The sequence below is a fragment of the Streptomyces sp. NPDC088553 genome (assembly GCF_044752965.1).
GTDB lineage: Bacteria > Actinomycetota > Actinomycetes > Streptomycetales > Streptomycetaceae > Streptomyces.
In genome coordinates, this window is the sequence record NZ_JBIVMG010000003.1 from 86,610 (window position 1) to 112,460 (window position 25,851).

The 25,851-nt window shown below is 73.5% G+C and carries 26 protein-coding genes; 9 read left to right on the top strand and 17 right to left on the bottom strand.

The features are described from left to right. The first annotated feature begins 80 nt into the window (after positions 1 to 80). Positions 81 to 542, top strand: a complete 462-nt coding sequence (locus tag ACIP8Z_RS09815; RefSeq protein ID WP_402081051.1) for a universal stress protein — start codon at positions 81 to 83, stop codon at positions 540 to 542. Between the two features lie 30 nt (positions 543 to 572). Here ACIP8Z_RS09815 and ACIP8Z_RS09820 read toward each other — a convergent pair whose 3' ends face one another. Beyond that, positions 573 to 1,778, bottom strand: coding sequence for a CapA family protein (locus ACIP8Z_RS09820; protein ID WP_402081053.1), 1,206 nt, complete (start codon positions 1,776 to 1,778; stop codon positions 573 to 575). 270 nt (positions 1,779 to 2,048) lie between these two features. On the opposite strand from ACIP8Z_RS09820, the gene ACIP8Z_RS09825 reads away from it, so the two are divergent. The 3 genes from ACIP8Z_RS09825 (at position 2,049) to ACIP8Z_RS09835 (ending at position 3,779) form a co-directional block, all read left to right on the top strand. After that, positions 2,049 to 2,606, top strand: a complete 558-nt coding sequence (locus ACIP8Z_RS09825) for a sigma-70 family RNA polymerase sigma factor (RefSeq protein ID WP_402081054.1) — start codon at positions 2,049 to 2,051, stop codon at positions 2,604 to 2,606. Positions 2,607 to 2,610: 4 nt separating this feature from the next. Further along, positions 2,611 to 3,024, top strand: coding sequence for a PaaI family thioesterase (locus ACIP8Z_RS09830; protein ID WP_319314047.1), 414 nt, complete (start codon positions 2,611 to 2,613; stop codon positions 3,022 to 3,024). A 251-nt stretch (positions 3,025 to 3,275) separates the two neighbouring features. Beyond that, entirely contained in the window at positions 3,276 to 3,779 is a 504-nt protein-coding gene (locus tag ACIP8Z_RS09835; protein WP_402081056.1) for a hypothetical protein, read from the top strand. A 25-nt stretch (positions 3,780 to 3,804) separates the two neighbouring features. Here the strand turns inward: ACIP8Z_RS09835 and ACIP8Z_RS09840 are convergent, their stop codons facing one another. The 8 genes from ACIP8Z_RS09840 to ACIP8Z_RS09875 form a co-directional block, all read right to left on the bottom strand. Continuing rightward, positions 3,805 to 5,013: a histidine kinase gene (locus ACIP8Z_RS09840; RefSeq protein ID WP_402081058.1), complete on the bottom strand. Its 1,209-nt coding sequence runs from the start codon at positions 5,011 to 5,013 to the stop codon at positions 3,805 to 3,807. Then, complete coding sequence (locus tag ACIP8Z_RS09845; RefSeq protein WP_402081060.1) at positions 5,010 to 6,749, bottom strand: cation acetate symporter; 1,740 nt, start codon at positions 6,747 to 6,749, stop codon at positions 5,010 to 5,012. The genes ACIP8Z_RS09840 and ACIP8Z_RS09845 overlap by 4 nt, the downstream gene beginning before the upstream one ends. Before the next feature lie 8 nt (positions 6,750 to 6,757). Further along, positions 6,758 to 7,174: a hypothetical protein gene (locus tag ACIP8Z_RS09850; protein ID WP_402081063.1), complete on the bottom strand. Its 417-nt coding sequence runs from the start codon at positions 7,172 to 7,174 to the stop codon at positions 6,758 to 6,760. A gap of 100 nt (positions 7,175 to 7,274) precedes the next feature. After that, complete coding sequence (locus ACIP8Z_RS09855) at positions 7,275 to 8,042, bottom strand: LytR/AlgR family response regulator transcription factor (protein WP_402081065.1); 768 nt, start codon at positions 8,040 to 8,042, stop codon at positions 7,275 to 7,277. Positions 8,043 to 8,088: 46 nt separating this feature from the next. Continuing rightward, positions 8,089 to 8,961, bottom strand: a complete 873-nt coding sequence (locus ACIP8Z_RS09860) for an Fpg/Nei family DNA glycosylase (protein ID WP_402081067.1) — start codon at positions 8,959 to 8,961, stop codon at positions 8,089 to 8,091. Between the two features lie 48 nt (positions 8,962 to 9,009). Continuing rightward, entirely contained in the window at positions 9,010 to 10,356 is a 1,347-nt protein-coding gene (locus ACIP8Z_RS09865; protein ID WP_402081070.1) for a wax ester/triacylglycerol synthase family O-acyltransferase, read from the bottom strand. A gap of 142 nt (positions 10,357 to 10,498) precedes the next feature. Beyond that, the gene (locus tag ACIP8Z_RS09870) at positions 10,499 to 12,478 is read right to left on the bottom strand and encodes a SpoIIE family protein phosphatase (RefSeq protein WP_402082326.1); all 1,980 of its coding nucleotides are present in this window, start codon (positions 12,476 to 12,478) and stop codon (positions 10,499 to 10,501) included. 160 nt (positions 12,479 to 12,638) lie between these two features. Continuing rightward, positions 12,639 to 13,886, bottom strand: a complete 1,248-nt coding sequence (locus ACIP8Z_RS09875) for a DUF6777 domain-containing protein (RefSeq protein WP_402081073.1) — start codon at positions 13,884 to 13,886, stop codon at positions 12,639 to 12,641. A 197-nt stretch (positions 13,887 to 14,083) separates the two neighbouring features. Here ACIP8Z_RS09875 and ACIP8Z_RS09880 point away from each other — a divergent pair, with 197 nt between their 5' ends. Genes ACIP8Z_RS09880 through ACIP8Z_RS09890 form a run of 3 tightly spaced genes read left to right on the top strand, consistent with a single transcriptional unit; the run spans position 14,084 to position 16,981 of the window. Beyond that, complete coding sequence (locus ACIP8Z_RS09880) at positions 14,084 to 14,983, top strand: YndJ family protein (protein ID WP_402082328.1); 900 nt, start codon at positions 14,084 to 14,086, stop codon at positions 14,981 to 14,983. After that, on the top strand, positions 14,980 to 15,531 hold the full coding sequence (locus ACIP8Z_RS09885; RefSeq protein ID WP_402081075.1) for a DUF1990 family protein: 552 nt from the start codon (positions 14,980 to 14,982) through the stop codon (positions 15,529 to 15,531). Before ACIP8Z_RS09880 ends, ACIP8Z_RS09885 begins: the two co-directional genes overlap by 4 nt. A gap of 22 nt (positions 15,532 to 15,553) precedes the next feature. Continuing rightward, complete coding sequence (locus ACIP8Z_RS09890; RefSeq protein ID WP_402081077.1) at positions 15,554 to 16,981, top strand: lipase maturation factor family protein; 1,428 nt, start codon at positions 15,554 to 15,556, stop codon at positions 16,979 to 16,981. A 57-nt stretch (positions 16,982 to 17,038) separates the two neighbouring features. Here the strand turns inward: ACIP8Z_RS09890 and ACIP8Z_RS09895 are convergent, their stop codons facing one another. From ACIP8Z_RS09895 to ACIP8Z_RS09905, 3 genes are all read right to left on the bottom strand, one after another. Beyond that, positions 17,039 to 17,209: a hypothetical protein gene (locus ACIP8Z_RS09895; RefSeq protein ID WP_319314024.1), complete on the bottom strand. Its 171-nt coding sequence runs from the start codon at positions 17,207 to 17,209 to the stop codon at positions 17,039 to 17,041. A gap of 299 nt (positions 17,210 to 17,508) precedes the next feature. Further along, positions 17,509 to 18,993, bottom strand: coding sequence for an SDR family NAD(P)-dependent oxidoreductase (locus tag ACIP8Z_RS09900; protein ID WP_402081081.1), 1,485 nt, complete (start codon positions 18,991 to 18,993; stop codon positions 17,509 to 17,511). 86 nt (positions 18,994 to 19,079) lie between these two features. Beyond that, a complete protein-coding gene (locus ACIP8Z_RS09905; RefSeq protein WP_402081084.1) occupies positions 19,080 to 19,793 on the bottom strand; it encodes a (2Fe-2S)-binding protein in 714 nt (237 codons plus the stop codon). A gap of 246 nt (positions 19,794 to 20,039) precedes the next feature. Here ACIP8Z_RS09905 and ACIP8Z_RS09910 point away from each other — a divergent pair, with 246 nt between their 5' ends. Beyond that, the gene (locus ACIP8Z_RS09910; RefSeq protein ID WP_402081086.1) at positions 20,040 to 21,047 is read left to right on the top strand and encodes a DMT family transporter; all 1,008 of its coding nucleotides are present in this window, start codon (positions 20,040 to 20,042) and stop codon (positions 21,045 to 21,047) included. Here the strand turns inward: ACIP8Z_RS09910 and ACIP8Z_RS09915 are convergent. From ACIP8Z_RS09915 to panD, 4 genes are all read right to left on the bottom strand, one after another. Beyond that, complete coding sequence (locus ACIP8Z_RS09915; protein WP_402081088.1) at positions 20,928 to 22,361, bottom strand: transglycosylase family protein; 1,434 nt, start codon at positions 22,359 to 22,361, stop codon at positions 20,928 to 20,930. The two genes, ACIP8Z_RS09910 and ACIP8Z_RS09915, sit on opposite strands and share 120 nt — an antisense overlap. A 384-nt stretch (positions 22,362 to 22,745) precedes the next feature. After that, the gene (locus tag ACIP8Z_RS09920; RefSeq protein ID WP_402081091.1) at positions 22,746 to 23,417 is read right to left on the bottom strand and encodes an arylsulfatase; all 672 of its coding nucleotides are present in this window, start codon (positions 23,415 to 23,417) and stop codon (positions 22,746 to 22,748) included. Next, positions 23,411 to 23,755, bottom strand: a complete 345-nt coding sequence (locus tag ACIP8Z_RS09925; protein WP_402081093.1) for a GNAT family N-acetyltransferase — start codon at positions 23,753 to 23,755, stop codon at positions 23,411 to 23,413. Before ACIP8Z_RS09925 ends, ACIP8Z_RS09920 begins: the two co-directional genes overlap by 7 nt. Before the next feature lie 29 nt (positions 23,756 to 23,784). Then, positions 23,785 to 24,216 (bottom strand): aspartate 1-decarboxylase, encoded by a 432-nt coding sequence (gene panD / locus ACIP8Z_RS09930; RefSeq protein WP_402081096.1) that lies wholly within the window; start codon positions 24,214 to 24,216, stop codon positions 23,785 to 23,787. Between the two features lie 511 nt (positions 24,217 to 24,727). On the opposite strand from panD, the gene ACIP8Z_RS09935 reads away from it, so the two are divergent. Then, positions 24,728 to 24,967, top strand: a complete 240-nt coding sequence (locus tag ACIP8Z_RS09935; RefSeq protein WP_402081098.1) for a helix-turn-helix domain-containing protein — start codon at positions 24,728 to 24,730, stop codon at positions 24,965 to 24,967. A gap of 67 nt (positions 24,968 to 25,034) precedes the next feature. Here the strand turns inward: ACIP8Z_RS09935 and ACIP8Z_RS09940 are convergent, their stop codons facing one another. After that, positions 25,035 to 25,544 (bottom strand): hypothetical protein, encoded by a 510-nt coding sequence (locus ACIP8Z_RS09940; RefSeq protein ID WP_402081100.1) that lies wholly within the window; start codon positions 25,542 to 25,544, stop codon positions 25,035 to 25,037. Positions 25,545 to 25,851: the final 307 nt, after the last annotated feature.

Genomic DNA, 25,851 nt, shown 5'->3' on the forward strand with positions numbered 1-25,851 from the left:
TCATACGGATGAGGGTGTGCGCGGCTCATCGACACCGACCGCCCCGTCGAAAGCACCCGATGAGCCGATAACCTCGAAGAGTGAGCGAACAACAGCCCGGTCGGTTCGAACGCGGTACCGACGGCCCGAAAGTGATCATGGCGGGGATCGACGGCTCCGACTCCTCGCTGCGCGCGGCGGCGTACGCGGCCGGGCTCGCTCGGCGGCAGAACGCCCTGCTCGCGCTCGTCTACGTGCAGCCGGTGATCGCCGCGGGGGCCGCGATGGGCGCGCCGACGGCGGGGACCACCGAGGAGATCGCCCAGGACCTGGTCGCGGAGATCCGTACCTCGGCGGAGCGGGTGAAGGACCTCTGGCGGATGCGGTGGGAGTTCCACACCTTCCGGGGCGACGCCTACGCGGGCCTGGTCCAGGCGGCGGAGGAGCTGACGGCGGACGCCGTGGTGGTGGGCGCCTCCGAGTCGGCCGGCCACCGGTTCGTGGGCTCGGTGGCCGTCCGGCTCGTGAAGGCGGGCCGCTGGCCGGTCACCGTCGTACCGTGACCGGCCCTGCCGGTGCGACCAGGTGGCGGGCTACCGGCCCATCACCAGGCCGTCCGCGGCCGCGCCGCGGCTGAGCACCACCTGCCGGATGGCGTCCCGGATCTCGCTGTGGCGCGGGTCGGAGCCGTCGGCGGCGCCGAGATCGACCACCCGGCCGCGCCCGGTGTCGAACCACTGGGGGACGAACTCGGCCTTGGTGACCTCCCAGCGCCCGCCGGGTGTCCTGGGCGGGCCGAAGGTGAAGCGGCCGATGCTGCCCTCGTTGCCGCGGGGGTCGTGGGCGCCCTCGTGGTTGATCATGTCCCCGGCGATCTGGTCGCCCATCCCGTAGATGATCCAGGTGCCGTTGACCTTCTCGTACGCCTGCGGGACGTGCGCGTGCGTTCCGATGATCAGGTCGATGTCGGGGCGGCCGCCGCTCCGCGACGCGGTGAGGGCCCGGCCGAGCGTGAGCTGCCGCTCGTCGGGTTCGGTCTGCCACTCGCTGCCCCAGTGGACGCTGACCACGACCACGTCGGCGCCGGCCGCGCGGGCGGCACGGGCGTCGGCGATCACCTTCCGCTCGTCGAGCATCCGCACCGCCCACGGCTGGCCCTCGGGCAACGGATAGCCGTTGGTGCCGTACGTGTAGGCGAGGTGGGCCACGGTGGCGCCGCCCGCCGTGAGCAGCGTGGGCTTCGCCGCCTCCTCGGCCGTACGGGCCGAGCCGGCGTGGCGGACACCGGCCCGGTCCAGGGCGTCGAGGGTGCGGCCGAGACCCGCGGCTCCGTCGTCGAGGGTGTGGTTGGAGGCGGTGGAGCAGGAGTCGTAGCCGGTGGCCTTGAGCGCGGCCGCGACCTCGGGCGGTGACGTGAAGGCGGGGTAGCCGGTGTAGGGCCCGCCGTCCCGTCCGTACACGGTCTCCATGTGGCAGATGGCCAGGTCGGCCCGGGAGACGACGGACTTCACCCCGGAGAGCATCGGCGTGAAGTCGTAGCCGTCCCCGCCCGCGTCCTGGGCCGCGCGGCGGATGATCGAGTCGTGCGGAAGGATGTCCCCGGAGGCGACGAGGGTGAATCCGGCGGGTGCGGAGGCCCCGCCGGGCGCGGCGGGCCGCGCGGATCCGGGTCGCCCGCTCGTGGCCTCGGGGCTGGGGGTTCCGCCGGCCGGACCGCTCCCGTCGGTGCAGCCGGTCGCCGCCACGAGGAGGACGGCGGCCAGCGCCACCACGTCCGCGGGTCTGGTGCGTGAGGTCATGTCGGCACTCCGCCCGATTCATAGGATGAACATCTGTTCAGACGAATTCATCCCGAGTGAAAGCCGCAGTCAAGGGTCGAGGCCGCGGGGCGTCAGGAACCCCGCTGAAACGGACGCAGCGACTCCGTTCGGCCTCCTCGTGACCGCTCGCCGTACCATTCGCCGCTCGGTGCGACCGTTCGTCGCAGACCGATGTCCGTTCCCTGTCCCTCGCCGTCCGAATGGGTTGCGATACGCCCCGGACGACGAGCCGCGGGAGAGGCGGGGAGCATGACAACGGCGACCACCGACGAACGGACCCTCGAGGAGCTGCAGCGGGACCACGGCCCCGCGCTCCTCTCCTTCCTGCTCGGCCTCACCTACGGGGACCGCCAGCGGGCCGAGGACCTCGTGCAGGAGACCCTGGTACGGGCCTGGCTCCACCCCGAGGCCTTCGACGGCCCCTACGAGTCGATGCGCCCCTGGCTCTTCACCGTGGCCCGCCGCCTCGCCATCGACGCCCGGCGCTCACGCCTCGCCCGGCCCGCCGAGATCGGGGACGGCGTCCTCGCGGTCACCCCCGACCCCGACGACGCCACCGCCTCCGCCGAGGCCGCGCTCGACGTACGGGCGGCCGTCCGCGAGCTGAGCCCCGAGCACCGCGCGGTCCTCGTCCGGATCTACTTCCACGGCCTGACCGTCAACGAGGCGGCCGTCGACCTCGGCATCCCGGCCGGCACCGTCAAGTCCCGCTCCCACTACGCCCTGCGGCAGCTGGGCCGGTCCCTGCCCGGCTACCGACCGCACCGCGCGGCCGTTGCCCGGCCCCGCGTCACGGCCCCACAATGACGCCGTGACGCTGACACTCGCCGCCGCCGAAAAGATCCTCGCCGACAACTTCGCGCCCTGGGTGCTCGATCTCGGGCTCACCGTCGCATCGGTCGACGGCCAGGAGGCCGTGCTCCGGCTCCCGTGGTCGGAGCGACTCGCCCGGGAGGGCGGGGGCCTGTCCGGGCAGGCCCTGATGGCCGCCGCCGACACGGCGACCGTGATCGCGGTCGCCGCTGCCCGGGGCGGTTTCGTGCCCATGACCACCGTCCAGCAGTCGATCAGCTTCCAGCGGGCGGTCGTCGGCGCCGACGTCCTGGTGCGGGCCCGGCTCACCAAGGCGGGAAAGCGGATGGCCTTCGCCGACATCACCATGACGGCCGAGGGCACGGAGGAGACCGCGGCCCACGCGACCGCGGTGTACGCGCTCCTCGGCTGAGCCGCCACGCCCGGCCGCCACCCCGGCGGCCGGCGGAGCCCGCCGCTGCCGCTGCCGCCGGAGACGCCTCCCCCGCCCCGTACACCTCCCGGGACATCAGTAATCCCACCGGCACCGATCCGGTCGGGAAACGTATCCGAAACCACACGGGCGAGTTGAGCAAAGCGGGACACGCGGGCGCCCTCCACGGAGGAAGCTCTCCCCGGGTCCCACACGTCCGGGTCCCCGATGTCCGGGAGAAGGTGGGAGCGTTGCGCCCCGAGAGCACGAACGGCGCCGGCGGCACGAGTGGCGGCGAACTCGCCGTCCCGATGGCCTGGCTGTGCGCCGAGTACCTGGCCGACGAAGTGCTGCGGGCCGCCGCCCTCGTGGCGCCCGGCTCACTGGAGTACCGGGCGGGCCTCCAGGCGCTCGCCCTGACCGTCCACCTCTCGGAGGAGCCGGACGGACCGGTGGGCGGCCGTCCCGCGGGCCGCGTCGACGAATGGCTGCGGCACACGGCGTACGACCGGCCCTGGCCGCCCTGGGTCGAGGAGCGGCTCGCGGCGCGCCGCACGGCCGGCGGCGACGGCCCCGACCTGGCGCTCGCGGAGACCGCGTGGCGGCGCCTGCGCGACACCTGGGTCCGCGCCGCCGACCTCGACGGCCGGACGGACGACGCGTCCGGCTGCACGGTCGACGAGGAGGAGCAGATCTGGCTGCCCGCCTGGAAGCTGGGCCTGCCGCTCGCCCATCTGTCGCTGCACCTGCGCTGACCCGGCCCGCCCGGGCCGTACCCGGTCAGGGCGGCGAACGGTGCACGCCCGGGCGGTACTTGGGGATGCGTACCGTCACCTTCATCCCCGCGCCGACCCCCGTCTCGATGACGAGGCCGTTCTCCGCCCCGTACACCTGGCGCAGCCGCTCGTCCACGTTGGAGAGGCCGATGCCGGAGCCGGCGGGGTGCTCTCCGCGCAGGACCGCGCGCAGCAGCTCCGGGTCCATGCCGATGCCGTCGTCCTCGACGGTCACCACGGCCTCCGCGCCCGCGTCGCGGGCGGCGATCGTGACCCGGCAGCCCCGCTCCCGGTCCTCCAGGCCGTGTTTCACGGCGTTCTCCACGAGGGGCTGGAGGCACAGGAAGGGCAGCGTGACCGGCAGCACCTCGGGGGCGATCTGCAGCGTCACCTTCAGCCGGTCCCCGAAGCGCGCCCCGGCGAGCGCCAAGTACTGCTCGATGGACCGCAGTTCGTCGGCGAGCTGGGCGAACTCGCCGTGCCTGCGGAAGGAGTAGCGGGTGAAGTCGGCGAATTCGAGGAGGAGTTCACGGGCCTGCTCCGGGTCGGTGCGGACGAACGAGGCGATGGCGGCGAGGGAGTTGAAGATGAAGTGCGGGGAGATCTGCGCGCGAAGCGCACGGATCTCGGCCTCCACGACGCGGGTGCGCGAGCGGTCGAGTTCGGCGAGCTCCAGCTGTACGGAGGCCCAGCGGGCCACCTCGGTCGCGGCCCGCACCAGGACGGCGGACTCCCGCGAGCCGTAGGCGACGAGCGCGCCGAGGACACCGTCCTCCCCGGTGAGCGGCGCGATCACCGCCCAGCGCAGCGGGCAGGCGGGGTCGGCGCAGTCCGTGTGCGCGGACCGGCTGCGACCGGTCTCCAGGGTCTCGGCGGCCTGGTCCGGGACGTGCGCCCGGTGATGGTCCTCGCCCGGTCCGTCCCAGGCGAGGACCGCGCCCCGGTCGGTGAGACAGAGCGCCTCGGTGCCGAGCAGCGAGCGGAGGGTGCCGGCCGCCCGGCGCGCGGTCTCCTCGGTGAGCCCGGCGCGGAGCGGCGGCGCGGCGAGGGAGGCGGTGTGCAGGGTGTGGAAGGTGGCGCGTTCCACGGGTGTGCCGAGGTCGGGATCGGCGGTGCGGCCGCCGCGCCGGGCGGCGAACCGGCCGAGGACGAAGCCCGCGGCGAGCAGCACGGCGCCCGCGGCTGCACCGGCGGCGAGGACGATGCCGCTCATCGGCGGACCTCCTGGGCGGGGGCGGGGACGATGCCGGTGATCTCCTCCGGCAGATGGAGGCGGGCGAGGAGCGCCGGGGTGCCGGGCGGGACGCGGCTGGGTGTGGCCAGCGAGACGAGGACCATGGTGAGGAAGCCGAGCGGCACCGACCAGACCGCCGGCCAGGCCATCAGGGTGTGCGGCCAGCCCTCGGGGGCGAGCCCCGCCCGGGTCGCCATCACGGCCGCGAGCGCGGAGCCGCCGCCCAGCAGCAGCCCGGCCGTCGCGCCGGGCGGGGTGAGGCGCCGCCACCAGATGCCGAGGACGAGCAGCGGGCAGAAGGAGGAGGCGGAGACGGCGAACGCGAGGCCGACGGCGTCGGCGACCGGCACCTTCGACGCGAACACCCCGACGGTCAGCGGTACGGCGGTGGCGAGCAGGGTCGCGAGCCGGAAGTGCCGTACGCCCCGGGACGGCAGGACGTCCTGGGTGAGGACTCCGGCGACGGACATGGTGAGCCCCGACGCGGTGGAGAGGAAGGCGGCGAAGGCGCCGCCCGCGAGGAGCGCGCCCAGGAGGTCGCCGAGCAGCCCGCCCAGGACGCGGTCGGGCAGCACGAGCACGGCGGCGTCGGCGGAGCCGGTGAGGGCGAGCTCGGGGGCGTAGATCCGGCCGAGGGCGCCGTAGAGCGGCGGCAACAGGTAGAAGGCGCCGACGAGTCCGAGCACGACGAGGGTGGTGCGGCGGGCCGCCCGGCCGTGCGGGCTGGTGTAGAAGCGGACGGCGACGTGCGGCAGGCCCATGGTGCCGAGGAAGGTCGCGAGGATCAGCCCGTACGTGGCGTACAGCTGGTGTCCGTCGCGCCCGCCCGCCAGCGGCTGCGACCAGCCGAGGGGATCCGAGCCGCTGGCGACCCTCTCGGGCAGTGCCGCTCCCGGCGCGAACGCGAGGGTCGTGCCGCCGAGGACCTGATGGGTGCCGGGGGCGAGAGTCACGGTCCGCTTCTCGTACGGGACCGAGTCGACGCGGCCGGTGACCGTGACGGTGAGCGCGTCGTCGAGCCCGATCCGTACCGTTTCGGCCACCTTGACGACGGTGTGTCCGCGCAGCACGGCGGGGGCGTCGAAGCGGGCCCGGGGTGCCCCGTCGCCGTACCAGGCGGCGAGCAGGAAGAGGACGGGGACGAGCAGGGCGGTCAGCTTCAGCCAGTACTGGAAGGCCTGTACGAAGGTGATGCTGCGCATGCCGCCCGCGGCGACCGTGCCGGTGACGACGAGGGCGACGAGCAGCCCGCCGACCCAGTCGGGGGCGCCGGTGAGGATCTCCAGGGTGAGCCCGGCGCCCTGGAGCTGGGGCAGCAGATAGAGCCAGCCGATGCCGACGACGAAGAGGCTGGCCAGCCGGCGCACCTGCGGGGATTCGAGACGGGCCTCGGCGAAGTCGGAGAGGGTGTACGCCCCGGAGCGGCGCAGCGGGGCGGCGACGAGGACCAGCAGCACGAGGTAGCCGGCGGTGTAGCCGACCGGGTACCAGAGCATCGCGGGGCCCTGGACGAGGACGAGCCCGGCGATGCCGAGGAAGGAGGCCGCGGAGAGGTACTCGCCGCTGATGGCGGCGGCGTTGAGGCCGGGCCGGACGGTGCGCGAGGCCACGTAGAAGTCGGAGGTCGTCCGGGAGATCCGCAGGCCGAGGGCGCCGATGAGGACGGTGGCGAGGACGACGGCGGTGACGGCCGCGACGGCGTAGGTCTGGTTCACGCGGCGCGTCAGCGTTCGACGAGGCCGGTGAAGTCGCGCTCGTTGCGTTCGGCGCGCCGTACGTACCAGTGGGCTGTCCCCCAGACGACGGGGTACACCCCGGCACCGAGGACGAGCCAGACGAAGGCCTCGGGGGCGGGCAGCGCGAGGAGCAGCGGCAGCGAGCCGACGAGCAGCGCGAGGGCGCCCAGGGCGGTGAGGGCGGCGCGCAGCTGGCTGCGCATCAGCGAGCGGACGTAGGTGTGGCCGAGGGTGGTCTGCTCGTCGATCTCGGAGCGCGCCGGCGGGTGGGCGGGGTGGCGCCGGGCGGGGCCCGGCACGGTCGTCCCTGCGCCGTGGGCGGAGGCATACGTGACGGTCTCGCGGCGCGGTCGGCGCTGGGGGTCCCCCCGCCCGAAGGCCGGGGGAGGCTGCTGCTCGGACATCGTCGTCCGCCTCCGTCGGAAGGAGCGGCCCTCGGGGCCCGGGTCGCGTGGAGTCTACGCAGGTGGGAGCACCCGCGGTAGGGGCGGGCGCAGGTCGGGCTCAGCCGCCGGCGCGGCGCATCAGCAGGTCTCGCAGGGGGCGGGCGTGCCGCCGGCTGACCGCCAGGTCGGTGTCGCCGACCCGTACGGAGGTGGCGCCGCCGTCGAGGCGGAGCTCGTCGATCCGGGCGAGCGCCACGAGATGGCTGCGGTGGATGCGGACGAAGCCCCGGGCCGCCCACCGCTCCTCGAGGGTGGAGAGCGGGATGCGGACGAGGTGGCTGCCGTGGTCGGTGTGGAGGCGGGCGTAGTCGCCGTGGGCCTCGACGTACACGATGTCGTCGACGGAGACGAACCGGGTGATCCCGCCGAGCTCGACGGGGATCTGCTCGGGCACGGCGGGTGTGGTGGGCCCCGCCGGGGCCGGGGCGGCGGTGGCGTGCACGAGGTCGTGGACGCGGCGGACGGCCTCGGCGAGGCGCTCGCGGCGCACGGGCTTCAGGACGTAGTCGACCGCCTTCAGGTCGAAGGCCTGGAGCGCGAAGCCCTCGTGGGCGGTGACGAAGACGACGAGCGGCGGGCGGGCGAAGCCGGCGAGCAGGCGGGCCACGTCGAGTCCGGTGAGGCCGGGCATGTGGATGTCGAGGAAGACGACGTCGACGGCGTCGTCGCCGTCCGGCCCGGTCTCCAGGGCACGCCCGATCCTGCGGAGGGCGGCGGTGGCGTCGCCCGCGCCCTCGGCGGAGCGCACACGGTGGTCGGCGCGCAACAGGTAGAGCAGCTCCCCGAGGGCGGGTTCCTCGTCGTCGACGGCCAGTACGCGCAGCATGCGGCGGAGTGTAACGGGCGGTCGCGGGCGTCTCCGCGGCGTCGGGCTACTTGAGGAGCCTGGACAGGCGCCGGTCGGCGAGCGGCTTGCCGCCGGTCTGGCAGGTGGGGCAGTACTGGAGGGAGGAGTCGCTGAAGGAGACCTCGCGGATGGTGTCCCCGCACACGGGGCAGGGTTCGCCGGTGCGGCCGTGGACGCGCAGGCCTGTCTTCTTCTCGGCCTTGAGCTTGCCGGCGGCGAGGCCGTGGGAGCGTTCGACGGCCTCGTGGAGGGTGGTCCGCATCGCCGTGTAGAGGGCCGCGGTCTCGTCCGGGGTCAGGTTCTGGGTGGGCTTGAAGGGGGACATCTTCGCGGCGTGGAGGATCTCGTCGCTGTACGCGTTGCCGATGCCGGCGATGAGGCTCTGGTCGCGCAGGGCGCCCTTGATCTGGCGCCGTTCGCCGGAGAGCAGCGCGGCGAACTCCTCGGGGCCGAAGTCCTCGGCGAGCGGGTCGGGTCCGAGCCGCGCGACGCCCGGCACCTCCTGCGGGTCGCGCACCACGTACACGGCGAGGCGTTTGGTGGTGCCCGCCTCGGTGAGGTCGAATCCGTCGCCGCCGGTGAGCGCGGTCCGCAGCGCCAGCGGGCCCTTGCCCGGCTTGGGCGGTCCCGAGGGCAGCGGGTCCTGCCAGCGGAGCCAGCCCGCGCGGGCGAGGTGGAACAGCAGGTGCAGTTCGCCGGCGGGGCCCGTGGCGGTGAGGTCGAGGAACTTCCCGTGCCGTCCGACCGCGGTGACCTCGGCGCCCTCGACGGCGCTCAGGGGCGGGTCGTACGTCTTGAGGACGCTGATCGCGACGGGCAGCACGCGGGCGATCTCCTTGCCCACCAGGTGCGTGTCGAGGAACGCGCGGAGCGCTTCCACCTCGGGGAGTTCGGGCATGGTTCCACCCTGCCGCACGGCCGGCGGGGCCGCGCGGCGGACAGGCCCCTACGGCGTGTCCGGCGGGTCCAGGAGGTCGAGTTCGGCCGTGAGGGCGTCGGCCAGCGCGTCGAGGTCGGGGACGGCCTCGCCGTCGGCGACGAGGCCGATGTGGACCTGGCCGCCGTACGGGGACATGGCGACGGCGAGGGACTGGCCGCGGGCCAGCGGGGCCATGGGGAAGAGCGCGCGCAGCGGCGCCCCGCCGAGGGAGAGCGCCGAGCGGGGCAGCGGCACCTGGGTGACCAGGAGGTCGAAGAGGAGCCGGGCGGCGCCGGAGGCGAACGGAGCGCCGAAGCGGTGGGCGAGCGGCGGCAGTTGGTCGGCGAGGAGGGCGACGGCCCCGGCGCCCCTGAGGGGGCCCGCGGCCTTGTTGCGGTCCATGGCGCTCCGGACCGAGGCCAGCCGGGCCGCCGGGTCGGCCTCGGTGACGGGCAGGTCGAGGAGGTAGCCGGAGAGGCTGTTGCCGGGGCCGGGCGGGGTGCCGGGCCGGCGCCGGGAGACGGGGACGAGGGCCCGGAGGTCGGCTCCGGGGAGGGCCGGCCCGCGCCCGTCGAACCAGCGGCGGAGCGCCCCGGCGACGAGGGCGAGGAGGACGTCGTTGGCGGTGCCGCCGGTGGTGCGGCGGATCCGGTGGACCCGCTCCAGGGGCAGCGAGGCGGTGGCGATCCGGCGGGTGCCGCTGGACTCGGCGGCGAGTGCGGCGGTGGGCCGTCCGTCGAGGCGGCTGGCGCGGACGACGGAGGCACCGACCTCGACGGCCCGGCCGAGGTCGCCGAGCCGCTCGCGGGCCATGCCGAGGAGCCGTCCGGGCCCGGGGAGCCAGGAGCGTGGGGGTACCGGGCGGGCGCGGCCGGCGGTGCGGCGGCCCGCGGCGATCTCGTCGAAGATCCCGGCGCCGATGGCGACCGCGCGCATGCCGTCGGCGAGGGCGTGGTGGAGCTTCACGAGGACGGCGAAGGAACCGTCGGGCGCGCCGCTGAGCAGGTACATCTCCCAGGGCGGCAGGCCGCGGGCGACGGGCCGTTCCATGAGTTCGGCGGCGAGGCGGGCGGCCTCGGCGGGGAAGTCGGTGCCGGGGAGGGAGATCTCGTGGACGTGCCGGCGGACGTCGAAGTCGGGGTCGGCGCTCCAGGCGGCGCCGCCGACGGGGATCAGGACGTCGCGGACGCGCATCCGGAGCCGGGGGACGGCGGCGGCGCGGTGGGCGAGGAGCCCGAGCACGTCGGGCGGCTCCTGGGCGCCGGCCGTGGGGGTGGGGCCGAAGTGGGCGAGCGCGCCGAGGTGCAAGGGGTGCGCGGTGGATTCCAGGTGCCAGAAGGCCAGGTCTAGCGGTGCCAGTAGCTCGCTGCTCACGGGTGTCCTCACGTACGTCCTGCGCGGAGAGCCGGGAGCACGAAGTCAATCGCGCACCGACAGTTACGGTCAAGGACGATCAATGTACGCTCTGTTAACAGTCGCGCTCTTCTGTTAACAGTCGCACCTCTCCGTGACGGAGTCAGTCCTGCACGGTGAACTCGCACCACACGCACTTGCCGCTCCCCCGCGACTCCACTCCCCAGACGTCGGAGATCTGGTCGACGAGCAGCAGTCCGCGCCCGGAGACGCCCGCCTCCCCCGCCTCGCGGCGCCGGGGCAGCGCGCTGGAGCGGTCCTCGACCTCCACCCGGAGTCGCCGTTCGGGCCCGCCGAGGATCCGCAGGGTCACGATGGCCCCGCCGTCGGTGTGCATCAGCGCGTTGGTCATCAGCTCGTCGGCGACCAGTTCGATCTCGTCGGCCCGTTCCTCGGCGCCCCAGGCCCGGACGGCGGCCCTGATCATGTGCCGGGCCGAGCTCAGCGCCTCGGGGTCGTTCTGGGCCACGTGCTGCTGGAACCGGCCGGCTCCGTGGCCGGCGGTCGCGGCCTCGCGGCGCAGGAGCAGGATCGCGACATCGTCCTCGCCGCCCCGGTCGGCGACCACGTCGCACAGGTGGTCGGCGAGTTCCTGGAGGTCGGCGGGCCCGCGCCGGACGAGGGCGGAGAGCCACTGGAGGCCTTCGTCGAGGTCGGAACCGGGCTTCTCGACCAGACCGTCGGTGTAGAGCATCAGCGTCTGCCCGGGGTCCAGTTCCAGCGTCGTCACCGGGTAGTCGAGCCGGCCGAACTCGGCGGAGAGCCCGAGCGGCAGTCCGCCCTCCACGGGGATCCTGCGGCAGCGCCCGTCCAGCTCCCGGATCAGCGGGTCGACATGGCCGGCGCGCACCACCTGGACGACTCCGGTGCCGAGGTCGACCTCCGCGTACGTGCAGGTGGCGAAGCGTTCGGTGTCGAGCTCGTGCAGGAAGACGGAGGCGCGGGCCATCACCGTGGCCGGGGTGTGCCCCTCGGCCGCGTACGCGCGCAGCACGATCCGCAGCTGGCCCATGACGGCCGCCGCGTGGGTGTCATGGCCCTGTACGTCCCCGATGACGGCGCCGACCCGCCCACCGGGGAGCGCGATGATGTCGTACCAGTCGCCGCCGATGTCCCGGCCGAGACGGGCCGAACGGTAACGGACGGCGGTCTGGGCGCCCGGCACGTCGGGGATCCGGCGGGGCAGCATCGCCTGCTGGAGCCCCTCGGCGAGGTCGTGCTCCTGCTCGTACAGCATGGCCCGCTGGAGGCTCTGGGCGATGCTGCTGCCGAGGGCGACGAGCAGGGTCCGCTCGTCCTCGCTGAAGCCGGTCTTGTCGCTGTAGAGGAGCCCGAGGGCGCCGATGGGCCGGGCCTGGGCGATGAGCGGCAGATAGACGGCGGCGGTGATGCCGAGTCCGCTGATGTGCGGCCAGAGCACCGGGAAGGATTCGGCGAAGTCCCGGGGCGACTCGATGAACCGGGGCCGCAGGGTGCGGATCACCTCGCTCATCGGGTACGGCTCGTCCACCCGGGTGAACCGGGTGCCCGGCACGAACGCGCCGTCGGGGCCCTCGGCGACCAGATGGATGCGGCCGGCGTCGAGGAGGCCCATGACGAGGCTCGCGGCGCCGAAGTGTTCCAGGGCGTGGGAGTCGTTGAGCAGGTCGATGACGTCCTGCACGGTCCGCGCGTAGGCGAGGGCGGCCGTGGTGCCCTCGACGACCCCGGCACGCCGGCGCCGCCCCTCGTCGAGGCCGAGCCGCGCGGCGGACTCGGTGAGTTCATGGGTGGCGTCCCGGATGACGCCGACGATACGGACCGGGCGGCCGGTGTCGTCGCGGTGGACGATCCCCTGGGTGTGGGTCCACTGCTGCACGCCGTCCCGGCGGCGGATGCGGAAGTACGCGCCGTACTCGGCGCTGCCGTCCTTGAGCGCCTGCGCGACCAGGGTGTCGAGGCGGCGGGCCTCGTCCGGCAGGACCCGCGAGCCGAGCGACTCGGGGCGGTCGTCGTAGTCCGCGCGGTCCAGGTCGAAGACGTCGAGGGCGGCATCGTCCATGATCATGGTGCCGTTGACGAGATCCCAGTCGAAACCGCCCATCCGGAAGGCCGTACCGAACTCGGCGAGGATCCGCGCCGTCCCGGCGCCCCTGCCCTCCAGGACGCGGCTGAGCCGCTCGACCGCATCCCCGCCCCCGTTGCCCGCGTTCATGGGGCCACGCTAGGCGCAGCCCCGCCCGTGCGCACCATGAAGATCCGTTTCATCCCTCGAAGGTCTCGGGCTGATCCGGGACCGGTTCGGCGGGGAAGAACTCCTCCGGCGGCAACTCGCCGTCCGGGACGGTCTGCTCGCCCGGGGGCACCGCGAAGGGGTCGGCGGGGTCCGTGTCGGGGTGCTGGTACGGATCCGCGTCGGGCACGGGGTACGGACCGGGGTCGACCGGGCCCGGGTCGGTGCCGGTGCCGCCGGTCCCGTCGGGCAGCGGGCTCTCCGGGGCCGGGGGGACCGGGGCGGACGGGACGGGCCGGGAGGGGCTGTCCGGGGAGGCGGGGTCGGACGGCGGACGGCGGCCCGGGGCGCTCGGATCGGGTGTGGCGCCGTCGGGCGTCGCGTCGACCAGGGCGCACGCGTCCGGGTCGCAGTCGGGTTCCACGGCGGGCTTGCGGTCCTCGGCCCCGTCGCTGCCGGTGGCCCGCTCGATCCAGCTGCGGTCGGCGTTGTTGACGATGACCAGGCTGGTGACCACGGTGGTGGTCGGCCGGACGACGATCACACGGTCGGGGTCGAAGCCGTCCCAGGGTTCGCCCTGGTGGATGCCGTCCCGGACCGCGGCCGGGGTGCGGAGCGGGTTGCCGCAGGCGCAGCGGACGCGCGGGGAGCCGTACTGGTCGACGAGGACCGCCGTACCGGTCTGGAGGACGGCCTGGAAGGCGTTGGCCCGGCCCTCGCGGTAGCCGTGGTTGGTGACCCGGGTGTCCGAGCGCAGGACGACCGGGGTCAGCCCGCGCAGCCAGTCGGCGAGGTTGGTCTCGGGGATTCCGGCGGCCTCGGCGAAGGCGCGGGTCCTGTCCTGGTCGGCGGAGAGGAACGTGACCTGCTGCTCGACGTCGCAGCTGCCCTCCGCGCGCGTGCCGCCGTAGAGGCCGGGGGTGGAGCCGGTGACCTCGCGGACCCGCGCGCCCTCGGCCTCCGGGCCCGGGGCCGGGGAGGACGCCCGCGCGGTGGCCCGCGCCGACGACTCGGTGAAGGGGTCGGGGCCCTGGTCGGCGAGCGACTGGAGGAGGACGTCCTGCGTCGAACCGGCCGCGGCGGGCTGGGCGCCGCCCCGGGCCCCCTCCCAGACGGAGGCGCACCCCGCGAGGAGGAGCGACGCCGCGAGCGCCGCGAGCGCGGAACGGGCGGCGGCTGCGCGGGGGGTCGCGCGGCGGGCGGGCCGGTCGAGAGGGGTCGGGTGGGTCGCGCCGGGAGCGGTGGGGGTTCGCCGCGTCCGGCAGAGGGGTGAGCGCACCTGGTTCTCCCGCTTTCTCTCCCCGGGCCACGGCGCCCGGTTCCGGCCAGTCCTTCATGTCTGTCGCAGGGCGCGGGGCCCCGCAAGCGGAGGGCCGCCGACCGTGTCGGCGGACTCACTTGAACGCGTTCAAGAAAGGCTCTACGCTCGGACCTGCCAGTTGAACACGTTCAAGTGGGGGATGCGCGATGACCGCACTGTCGGTCCTGGTGGGCACGGTCGTCACGATCGGCATGTTCTGGGTGGTCCCGACGGGGCTCGCGCTCCTCGACGGCCCCCGGCCACCGGGATGGGACCCGATCCGGCGCGCCTGGCCGCTGTTCGCCGCCCCCGGCGCGCTCGCCCTGTGGCTGCCCCGCTCCGGGCTCTCGACCGCGCTCGCCGCCGTCTACGCCCTCGCCACCCTGGCCCTCGCGCTCCAGGCACCGGCCCGGCTGATCCTGACCCGTTCCCTCGGGCCGGGCGAGGTCGCGGTCCTCACCGCCCTGGTCGCGCCCTCCGTCGCCGGCCTCGCACTGGTCGCGGAACGGGCCTCGTACCCGCTCTTCGGCTTCGACCTGGACATCCTGGCGCTGACCGTCCCCCACTTCCACTTCGCGGGCTTCGCCGCCGCCCTCGTCGCCGGCCTCCTCTGCCGCGTCTCCGACGGCCTCACCGCGCGTTTCGCCGCGCTCAGCGTCCCCGCGGGCACCCTGCTCGTCCTGCTCGGCTACTTCGTCGACGACTGGGCCGAGCTGCTCGGCGCCGTCGTCCTGACGGCCGGCATGACGGCGGTCGCGGTCCTGACCCTGCGCGAGCGCCGCACCCTGGCGGCCGACCGCCTCACCCGGGGTCTGCTCGCCGTCTCGGCCCTGGTCCTCTTCGTCACCATGCTGCTCGCGCTGAGCTGGGCACTGGGCGAGGCGACCGGACTTCCGCACCTCGGTCTGACCTGGACGGCCGCGACCCACGGCCTGGGCAACGCCCTGGGCTTCGCGGTCTGCGCGCTGCTCGCCCACCGCCGCCTCCGCCCGGACGACCCGACGCCGGCTCCCCTCGCCGGCCCCACCGTCCCCACCTCTCCCCCGGCCCACCCGAGAACGGAGCTTCCGGCATGACCCGCCTCATGAGCAGCCTGTCCCGGCCCGACCGTCCCCGCCCGACCCTCAGCTATCGCGAGGTCGCCGCCACCCGCACCCCGGACGCCCTCCCCGAGGGCTACCACCACCTGCGGCACAGCGCGGTCGTCGGCCACGGCCGGGCCGCCTTCGAGGCCGCCGGAGCCGCCGTGACCACCTGGCGGATGCACCGCGCCACCGGGGCGCGCCTCCTCGCCGACTCCGACCGGGCCGCGCCCGGCGTGACCGTCGGAATATCGGCGGGCCTCGGCCCGCTCCGGCTCGGCGCCCCCTGCTCGGTGGTCTGGACGGCGTACGAGGAGCGGCGCGTCGGCTTCGCCTACGGAACCCTCACCGGGCATCCGGAGTGCGGCGAGGAGTCCTTCGTGGTCCACCTGGAGCCGGACGGCACGGTCCGGTTCGCGGTCACCGCGTTCAGCCGCCCCGCCGCCTGGTACACCCGGCTCGGCGGCCCCCTGATCCCCCTCCTCCAGCGGGCGTACGCGCGTCAGCTGGGCCGGACGCTGCGACGCCTCGTCAGGACGTGATCCCGGGCCGATACTGGAAGCGATGGAGTGGTTCACCGCACCCGACCACTGGCTGAGCCGGATCGCCTTCCAGCGGGGCCTCGCCGGGCTGTACTGCGTGGCGTTCCTGTCGGCTGCCCTGCAGTTCCGGGCGCTGATCGGGGAGCGCGGCATGCTCCCCGTACCGGCGTACGTGCGCGGGACCCGGCCCCGCTCCACCCCGTCGCTCTTCCACTGGCGCTACTCCGACCGCCTCTTCGCCGCCGTCGCGTGGTCCGGCGCCGCGCTCGCCCTCGCACTGCTCGCGGGCGCCGGGGACGCGGTGCCGCTGCCGGTGTCGATGCTGCTGTGGCTGGTCCTCTGGGCGCTGTACCTGTCGATCGTGAACGTGGGCCAGACCTGGTACGCCTTCGGCTGGGAGTCGCTGCTCCTGGAGACCGGGTTCCTGGCGGTCTTCCTCGGCAACGACGACACGGGGCCGCCCGTCCTCGTGCTCTTCCTGCTGCGCTGGCTGCTCTTCCGCGTCGAGTTCGGCGCCGGGCTGATCAAGATCCGCGGCGACCCGTGCTGGCGCAACCTGACCTGCCTCTACCACCACCACGAGACCCAGCCCATGCCCGGCCCGCTGAGCTGGTTCTTCCACCACCTCCCGCGCCCGCTGCACCGGGTGGAGGTGGCGGCCAACCACGTCGTCCAGCTCTTCGTGCCGTTCCTGCTGTTCACCCCGCAGCCGGTGGCCAGGGTCGCGGCCGGTCTGATGATCGCGACCCAGCTGTGGCTGGTGCTCTCCGGCAACTTCGCCTGGCTGAACTGGATCACCATCGTGCTCGCCCTCTCCGTCGTGGACGCCTCCCCCGTCACCGGCGAGCACCCCCGGCCCGATCCGCCGCTCTGGTACGTGGTCCTGGTCGTCGCGGTCACCGCGTTCGTCCTCGTACGGAGCTACCGCCCGGTGCGCAACCTGCTCTCCCGGAACCAGGCGATGAACCGCTCGTACGACCCGTACCACCTGGTCAACACGTACGGGGCGTTCGGCACGGTCGGGCGGATCAGGGACGAGATCGTCGTCGAGGGCACCGATGACCCGGTGCCGCGCCCGGGCACGGTGTGGCGGGAGTACGGCTTCAAGGGCAAGCCCGGTGATCCGCGCCGGCTGCCCCGGCAGTTCGCCCCGTACCATCTGCGGCTCGACTGGCTGATGTGGTTCGCCGCGCTCAGCCCGGGGTACGCGCGCGACTGGTTCGGCCCGTTCGTCGAGCGGCTGCTCGACGACGACCGGGACACCCTGCGGCTGCTCGCCCACAACCCGTTCCCCGACGCGCCACCGACCTTCGTCCGGGCCCGGCTCTACCGGTACCGGTACACGACCTGGCGCGAACTCCGGGCGACCGGCGCCTGGTGGCACCGGACGCTCGTACGCGAGTACCTGCCGCCGACCAGGCTCCGCGAACCGGCGCGCGGGCCCCGCTGAACGCACCGGTGCCCCCGGGCCGCGAACGGCCGGGGGGCACCGGGGTGAAGCGGGGGATCAGTCGATGCTGGGCAGGATGTGGGGCTCGGCGAGGTCGTCCTCGTAGCCTGCGAGCCGGATCGGGGCCGCATGGGCCCAGACGTCGAGGCTCCCCAGCTCGCCGTTCCGGCGCGTCCGGTCCTTGGATTCGGCCGGGAGCGGGTCCTGCTTCGTCAGTTCTGGTGTCACCGCGCACTCCTCTGTGTCGCGTACCTGTGGGACAAGTGCCGGTCGGTCGCGGTGGCGCCGTTGTCGGGCGGGACCGCGGCCTTGGTGGCAGGCCTGTCCCTGGAAGGCCGTGAGGACGGTGTGTCTCCTCGGTGGCCGACCGTGGACATCACAGTAACCAAATGAGCACGCCTGCGCTCTACCGGGCTCCGAAGTGTGACGCAATCGGGTGAACCAAGCCGAAAGAGCGCCCCACCTGGCCGGTGAGGCGCTCTTGCCGAAACAGCGGGAACCGCGTGGCGGCCGGTCGCGGACGGTTTCTACCAGTTCGCGGGGGCGTAGTCCTTCAGGAAGCAGCCGTAGAGGTCCACGCCGTCCTCGCCGCGCACGATCGGGTCGTAGACCCGGGCCGCACCGTCGACCAGGTCGAGCGGGGCGTGGAAGCCGGCCTCGGCGAGGCGCAGCTTGTCGAAGTGCGGACGCTCGTCGGTGATCCAGCCCGTGTCGACCGAGGTCATGAGGATGCCGTCGGTCTTGAACATCTCCTCGCCGCTGGTCCGCGTCACCATGTTCATCGCGGCCTTGGCGGCGTTGGTGTTCGGGTGGCCCGCGCCCTTGTAGCCGCGGCTGAAGACGCCCTCCATGGCGGAGACGTTCACGACGTACGAACGGCCGCTGGCGGCCTTCCTCGCCGCCTCGGCCATCACCGGGCGCAGCTTGCTGATGAGGATGAACGGCGCCGTGTAGTTGCACAGCTGGGTCTCGAGGAGCTCCACCGGGGAGATCTGCTCGATGCTCTGCACCCAGGTGTTGGAGTCGACGACGTCCGGCACCAGGCCGCCCGCGTCGATGGCGGTGCCGTCGAGGTGCTTGGCGATGGTGGCGTTGCCCGCGACGAGCGCGAGGTCGGCGACCTGCTGGGCCTCCAGGTCGCGCACCCCGGCGGGAAGCTCGGACGATCCGACGAGCTCGCCGACCGCGCCGGAGTTGAAGGCGCCGATGACGTGGTGGGCGGGCAGCTCGCCGGCCGGCAGCGCGGCGCTCTCGCCCTCCACCAGGGCGGCGTACGCGGACGGCAGCCGGCGCACGGTCTGCGTCGCGTTGTTGATGAGGATGTCCAGCGGCCCGGCCTCGGTCATCTGGTCGGCGAGCGCCACGGCCTGGGCCGGGTCGCGCAGGTCGATGCCGACGACCTCGAGACGGTGCATCCAGTCCGCCGAGTCCTCCATCGCCTTGAAGCGGCGGATGGCGTCCTTGGGGAAGCGGGTGGTGATGGTGGTGTGGGCGCCGTCGCGCAGCAGCCGCAGCGCGATGTACATGCCGATCTTCGCCCGGCCGCCGGTGAGCAGGGCGCGCTTGCCGGTGAGGTCGGCGCGGGCCTCACGCTTGGCCCGGTTCTCGGCGGCGCACTTCTGGCAGAGCTGGTGGTAGAAGTAGTCGACCTCGACGAACCGCGTCTTGCAGACGTAGCAGGAGCGCGGACGCTGGAGTATCCCCGCGATCCGGCCTTCCTCGGTGACGGAGGACGGCAGGATGCCCTCGGTCTCGTCGTCGATGCGCTGCGCGGAGCCGGTGGCCGTGGCCTCGGTGACCGCCTTGTCGTTGGCGGTCTTGAACGCCCGGCGCTCCTGGCGGCGGCGCTGCTTCACGGTCCGGTAGATCCCGGCGGTCGCGCGCCGGACGCGGATGGCGTCCGGGTGGTCGACGTCCAGCTTGTCGAGCTCGTCGAGGACGCCGAGGCAGACGGCCAGGCGATCGGGGTCGATACCCGGCCCGTAGTCCTGGTTTTCTTCGGTCACCGTCATGGCCTTCGGGTTCCTCGTTCGCTCGTACGTCACCGTTCGTGGACTGTCACCGTCCGTGGGCTCGAAGGACGGCAACCCCGGCAACTTTACGGAGCGGGGGGCCGCCCCTCCAAACCCGTTCGGGGGGCGTGGTCGAAGACACAGTCGCCGCACAGTCCCGCGCCGGGACAGCGGTAGTAGAGACAGCAGCTGGCGCGGCGCAGCCGGGGGCCGCGGACCGTACCGGCGAGGTCGGGGTGGTCGAGGAGTCCGGAGACCAGGCCGGCGGCCCGTGCGGCGGCCTCCGGGCGGCCGTGGGCGTGCGCCCAGCGGGTCAGCTCGCGCAGGGCGCCGGCCAGGGCGGAGCCCGCGTTGCCCCAGAGCAGGCGCGGGGAGACGCGCCCGTCGCGGCGGAGTGCCGCGTGGAGCGGCACGAGGTGGGCCTCCTGGACGGCCGCGCGGATCTCGTCGACGGTCGCGGGGCGGGTGTCGGAGCCGGCCCACCACAGGTCGTCGGGGGAGGTGAGGGCCCCGTCCCAGTAGAGCTCGGCGGGGTCGAGGGCGGGGAAGCGGCCGTGCAGGGCGGCGGGCCCGAGGGCGGTCGACCAGAGCCGGGCGGCGAGCCCCAGGTGGGCGACGGACGCCCCGACGCGCCGCTCGGGGGCGCCGAGCCGGCCGGCGACCCGGTCCACGCGCGCGTGGAGGGGCCCGTCGTCGCCCGCGTACAGGCGCGCGAGCGGGCGGTGCGCTCCGCCGGTCTCCGGCGCACTGGTGCGCAGGGCGAAGAAACCGCCCACCGACCCGCTCTCGACGAGATCCACTCCGAGCTCCCCCTGGTTCTGTCGGCCGGTCCGTCCCGCGGGTCCGGATCCGGAGATTTCCGACCACCGTAGCGCCTCCCCGCGAGCACCCCGGGCGGCTCGAAAAAGCCGCTTTGCACCCGTTCTGACCTGCACGGGTGTACATCTCCAGGCGTACGTGGGGCCCGTGTACTGCGACAGGTGTACCCACGAAGACGTCCCCTGGTACGACGACGCGATCGGCCGGGAAGAGAGATCGTGGAAGGTATGAGTCCCCTCCTGCTGTCCGTCCTCCTGGCCCTGGTCTCGGCGGTCGCCTACGCGGCCGCGGCGATCGTGCAGGAGCGGGTCGCGGCCTCCGCCGCAGGTCCGCGCTACGCGCCGCTGCGCAGCCCGGCCTGGTGGGGCTCCGTCCTGCTCAACGGCGTCGGCGCGGCCCTGCACGTCGCGGCCCTCGCGTACGGACCGCTCAGCCTGGTCCAGCCGCTGGGTGCGCTGACGATCGTGTTCGCGCTGCCCATGGCGGCGCTGTTCGTCGGCCGCAGGGCCGGATCGCGGGCCTGGCGCGGCGCCGTGATGGCCACGGCGGGTCTGGCCGGCCTGCTCAGCCTGACGAGCGGTGCCGAGGCGCGGTCGCTGACCGACGGCGACCGGTGGCTGCTCGCGTGCTGCACCTTCGGGGTGGTGGCCGCGCTGTTCGCGGCCGCGCACCTGGTGGGCAGGTCGGTGCTGCGCAGCGTCGTCCTGGCCGCCGCCGCGGGTGTCTCCTTCGGCATCGCCTCGGTCTTCACGAAGTCGGTGGCGGAGGAGTGGACGCCCGGCGCGCCGCTCGCCCAGTGGACCGCGCTCCTCGTGCTCTCGGCGCTCGCCGTGACCGGGCTGCTCCTGTCCCAGGCCTCGTACCGGGGCGCGGGGCTCGCGGCCCCGCTGGCCACCGTCACGGTGGTCAACCCGGTGGTGGCCGCGGCCGTGGGCCTGACCCTGTTCGGCGAGAGCTTCCGCTACGGCACGGCGGGCACCGTCGCCGCGCTGATCAGCGGCGCGGTGGCCGCGGGCGGCCTGATCCAGCTCACGCTGGACCGGATGACGGTGCCGGCCGAGTCACTGCCGGCGTCGGGTCAGGGGCGTGCGCCGGACTCCGGACCAGCGGCGGGGTCAGAGGGAGACCCCGCGCGCCCTGAGATAGGCCAGGGGGTCGATGTCGGAGCCGTACCCGGGACCCGTCCGTACCTCGAAGTGCAGGTGCGGTCCCGAGCTGTTGCCGGTCGATCCTGAGCGGCCGATGCGCTGGCCGGCGGTGACCCGCTGGCCCTCGCGGACGGCGAGCGCCGAGAGATGGGCGTACTGGCTGTAGCGGCCGTCGTCGTGGCGGAGCACGATCTGGTAGCCGTACGCGCCTCCCCATCCGGCGGAGACGATCCGTCCGCCCGCCACGGCCTTGACGGAGGTGCCGGTGGGCACGGGGAAGTCGACGCCGGTGTGGTAGCCGCTGGACCAGGAGGAACCGGGCTTGCCGTAGCGGGTGCCGATGTCGGCGGAGACGGGCGCGGAGTAGCGCTCCTCCGCGGCGGCGGGCGGACGCGGCTTGGACGCGGGCCGGGGAACGGGCTTCGTCCTGGGCCTGGGCGCGGGCTTCGCGGCGGGCTTGGACGTCTGCTTCGCCGCGGGTTTGGTGGCGGGCTTGGACACCTGCTTCACGGCCGGCTTGGTGGCGGGCTTCGTGACGGGCTTGGTCACCGGCCTCGCCACGGGCTGCTGGGCGACCGGCTTCGTGGTCGGCGGTGTGGCGGGCCGGGCCCGGGGCACGGTGCCCGGCCCCGAGAGCTTCGGCGGGGGCGTCGCGACCGAGGGGGCCTTCGTCGGGGCCTTGGCCGGCGCCTTCGTCGGAGGCTTCTTCGGGGCGGCGATGCGCAGGGTCAGGCGCTGGCCGGGGTGGATGAGGTCGGGGTCGTCGCCGACGACGGGCCGGTTCGCGTCGTACAGGCGCTTCCAGCCGCCCTGGACCCGCTCGTCGCGGGCGATCTTCGACAGGGAGTCGCCGGGCGTCACCGTGTACATCTCACGGACGGTGGGAACGGCGGTCGGACCGACGTTCCTGGCCGGCCGCTCGGATAAGGCGCGCTGACCGGGCAGGGAGGCGGTGCTGGGCGCGTTCCCGCCCCGGGACGCCTTCGTGGTCGCCGTACCGGGGTTGATGTCCGGGCCGTCTCCGCCCCGGGCGAGGCCCGCGCCGGGGCCGCAGGACGGCCAGGCGCCGGGCCCCTGGCCCTTCAGGACCCGCTCGGCGATCGCGATCTGCTGGTCCTTGGAGGCGAGGTCGGCGCGCGGCGCGTAGTGCGTGCCGCCGTAGGCCTCCCAGGTGGACTGGCTGAACTGCAGACCGCCGAAGTAGCCGTTGCCGGTGTTGATGTGCCAGTGGGAGGTCGACTCGCAGGACGCGACCTTCTCCCAGACGTCGAGCGAGGCGGCCTGTACGGTGCCCGCGCCGATGAAGGGCAGCGCCATTCCGGCGCCTCCCGCGGTGACGGTGAGCGAGGCACGGTTGATCCGGCTCGGCTGGTGGCGGCGGTGACGTCCGCGTACGGCCATGGGCCCCCCTTGAACACAGCAGCAGCCGTCCAAGTTAGGGGTGGCGCACGCTCCGTGACAAGGGATACGCCGAAGCCCAAGGCCCGTATGTCACCTTCCCGTTGACGACGGACGGCGGCCGGCGGGGCCCGGCTGGGGTTGAGGCTCGGGTTCCGGTACGGGTCCGCCGGGCTGCGGCGCCGGGCTCGGGTCGGGGTCCGGAGGGGCCGGGACCGGGTTCGGCGGGGGGACCGGCGGCGGTGTGGGGACCGGCGGCGGAATGGGCGAGGGGGGCAGCGGATCGGGGTACGGGTGGGTCATCACGGACCTCTCGGTCGACGGGTTCCTCCCTCCCCAGGGTGGCCCGGCGGGCGCCGCGGCGCCCGCCGGATCCCGTCCTTCGGGTCAGTCGCCTGCCGCGCCGCGCGGACCGGACACCGTCGCGGCCGCGGCCGCGAGCCCGAGGCGTGGACTCGCCAGGACCGGGCGGGATCCGGTCATCCGGTCGACGGCGTCGGCCATGGACGCCTGGGCGAGGACGACGACGGCGCCCTCCGCCGGGGGCGCGCCGTCCACGGCCGCCGCGACGGCGTCGAGGTAGCCGTCCCGGTCCCCCGCCTCGAACCGTTCCCAGGCTCCCTCCACCACGACGGTGCTGATGAGCGAGGTCTCCGGTCCCGACTCCTCGGCGATGAGGGCGACGGTGGGTTCGAGGGTGGAGCGCAGCGCGGCCACGACGACGATGCGGCGGTACCGGGCGGCCTCGGCCGCCATCGGCCGGTCCACCCGGAGCACGGGCACGCCGAGGACGTCCGCCTGCCGCTCGGCGATCCCGCCGATCGTGGAGCAGGTGCAGAGCACGGCGTCGGCGCCGTCCGCGACGGCCGCCGCGAGCGCGGCCGCCACCGCCCCGGCGACCGCCTCGGGCCCCGCCTCCCGGGCGCGTACCAGCAGCTCCTCGTCGACGAGGTGGCGCAGGACGAGCCCGGGGTGGTGCCGGTCGCGGAGCCCGTCGAAGACGGGGACATGGACCGGTGAGGTGTGCAGCAGGGCCAGGGTCCCGGTCGAGGTCACCACAGGCTCGGGGTGGCCTTCAGCTGGAGCTTCGCCGCACGGACCACCTCGGACGGGGCGGCCGGCGCCTCGTCCGGGTGACGCTCGGCCCAGGCGGCGGCGTACGGGCAGAGCGGCACGACGGGGACGCCCTCACGCGCGGCGATCGCGTAGAACTCGCGCACGAGTGCCCCGGCGACGCCCTTGCCCTCGTGGCCGTCCTCGACGACGGTGTGCACGGCGACGAGGGCGTGCGGCTCGGCGGTGAGCACGAAGTAGACGACGACACCGACGGAGGTGCCGTCCTCGAAGGCCTCCAGGCGTCCGTTCGCCCGGTCGTCACGGATCTCCGGCTCGGCCATGCGGCGACGCCTCCCTCGGCGTGGATCGGTCAGACGCGCGCGGCGGCGGGCACGGCGTGCGGGCCGCGCACCGTGTCGCTCCCGGGGACGGGCGCGGAGGCGTCGGTCCCCAGCTCCACGATGCGGTTGTCTCCGTCGACGTGCACGACGCGCGGCACGAACGTCCGGGCCTCGGCGTCCTCGACCTGCGCGTAGCTGATGAGGATCACGAGGTCGCCGGGGTGGACGAGGTGGGCGGCGGCGCCGTTGATCCCGATGACACCGGAACCCCGCTCGCCCTCGATGACATAGGTCTCGAGCCGGGCGCCGTTGTCGATGTCGACGATGTGCACGAGCTCACCGGGCAGGAGGTCGGCCGCCTCCATCAGATCGGCGTCGACGGTGACCGAACCGACGTAGTGCAGGTCGGCCTGGGTCACGGTGGCCCGGTGGATCTTGGACTTGAATATCGTTCGTATCATCGAGGTACTCCTGGACATAGGCTCCCTGCCTGCGTTTTTGCAGGTCAAGGGCTGTTTCCACACCTTACAACGAGTCGCAAGTTCGAGCAGCATTCCCCGGGTTTTTCAGGACTGATGCTGACCACTTGCTGACTTTCCTGACGCGTCATCAGGCAATGCCGGAGAGCTTCGTCCGCCCCTCTGGACCCACCACGACGACTTCACAAGCCTACGCAGCTATCGCCCACGAGCCTCCGTGATCACCGTCACCCCGACGGATCGGCGACGACTCCCGATCCCTGCATCCGCCAGGGCCCCGCCACTGCAGGAACCCTCGAAACGACGCGGCGACCTAGCAGTGAATCCCGGCCCGGCAAAGCCGACGATCCTCATGACCATGGCCGCAGCCCGCCCGGTGGCTCTTGGCAGTGACGCAGGGGCGGCCATCAAGAATCTCCGGAATCCGGCCAGAGCAGAGCGCGACCCGGCCCTGCGATCAGCCTCAGAGCAGCCCCGAGGAGCCGTCTCACCCATGGAACCACAGCAGTACCTCGCCAAGAACGGCCGACCGCGCAGGCGCCAGCCCGTCGAGCCCGTCCTCATGGAGACTTCCGAGGTCGCCACGATGCTCAGCATGTCCACGAGCTGGGTCTACAGGGAAGCGTCGAAACTGGGCTTGAAAGGCTACAAACTCGGCCGAGGCAAGAACGCCAAGGTCCTGTACAAGAGGACTGAGGTCTTCAAATGGCTGGAGCAACAGAAGATCCATTAAGGCGCCACCCCTGCAACTACGGGAAATGGATTCCTTGAACGGACGCGTAAGCGGCAGAAAGGCACCGTCAGAGGCTGGACTTCATGGCTTCGATGCACGCGGCACGCGCGGCGGCGGATTGATCGCGGGGATAGGCCTGCCCCAGGTTCATGCCGTCGTCGCTCTGTATCGGTGGCTGCATCCATGCCTCGCTCATGTGCACGCCCGCTTCGGAACGAGCCGCCGACACCAGAACCGTGTAGGGCTCAGCGACCGCGGATGCCTCGATCTGGAGCCAGGCATGGTGAAAGGCCATGCGGGCGAGGAGGGAACTGACCTGATCGGTGAGTTCCCTGCGGGCATCGGGTGAGTCGGGGCGCCGCCGTATCCGGTACGGCATCTCCAAGTACTCCTCTACCGCAGTCAACGCTTCGGCGAAGGTCTTCGCTCGGCGCTCCCGCCGAGCTGCACGCTGGTTGAGGACGTAGGTGACATAGACGCCCAGCAGCGCGATGACGGGCACGATCAGGGCGGTCGTCTGAACCCATGACCAGCCGCTCGCCTGCGACGCGGTCGAGAGGAACTGCTCCTGGACCAATTGCGATCCTCCGGAAGGCCGTGTGGTGCGTCCTCGACGATCCACTCACCGCCGTCACGCCCGCCCGTGCAACGCCAGTAGTGTTCAAGGAAGAGGTGTCTCTCGACGATCCCAAGAAGGTCGAGAAGGCCCTTCTCGCTGGTCCACCGACGCTCTTCGGGATCGTACGGGTACCACAGGCACAGCGCATCGTCCGTGGCGTAGCGATGTTTGGACGCGGCACCCGGATTGGCGTGGACCCGGGGGAAGTCCTGGGGCCGCTGCCCGTACGTGTCGTACCGGGGATTGGCGTAGAAGCTGACCGTCA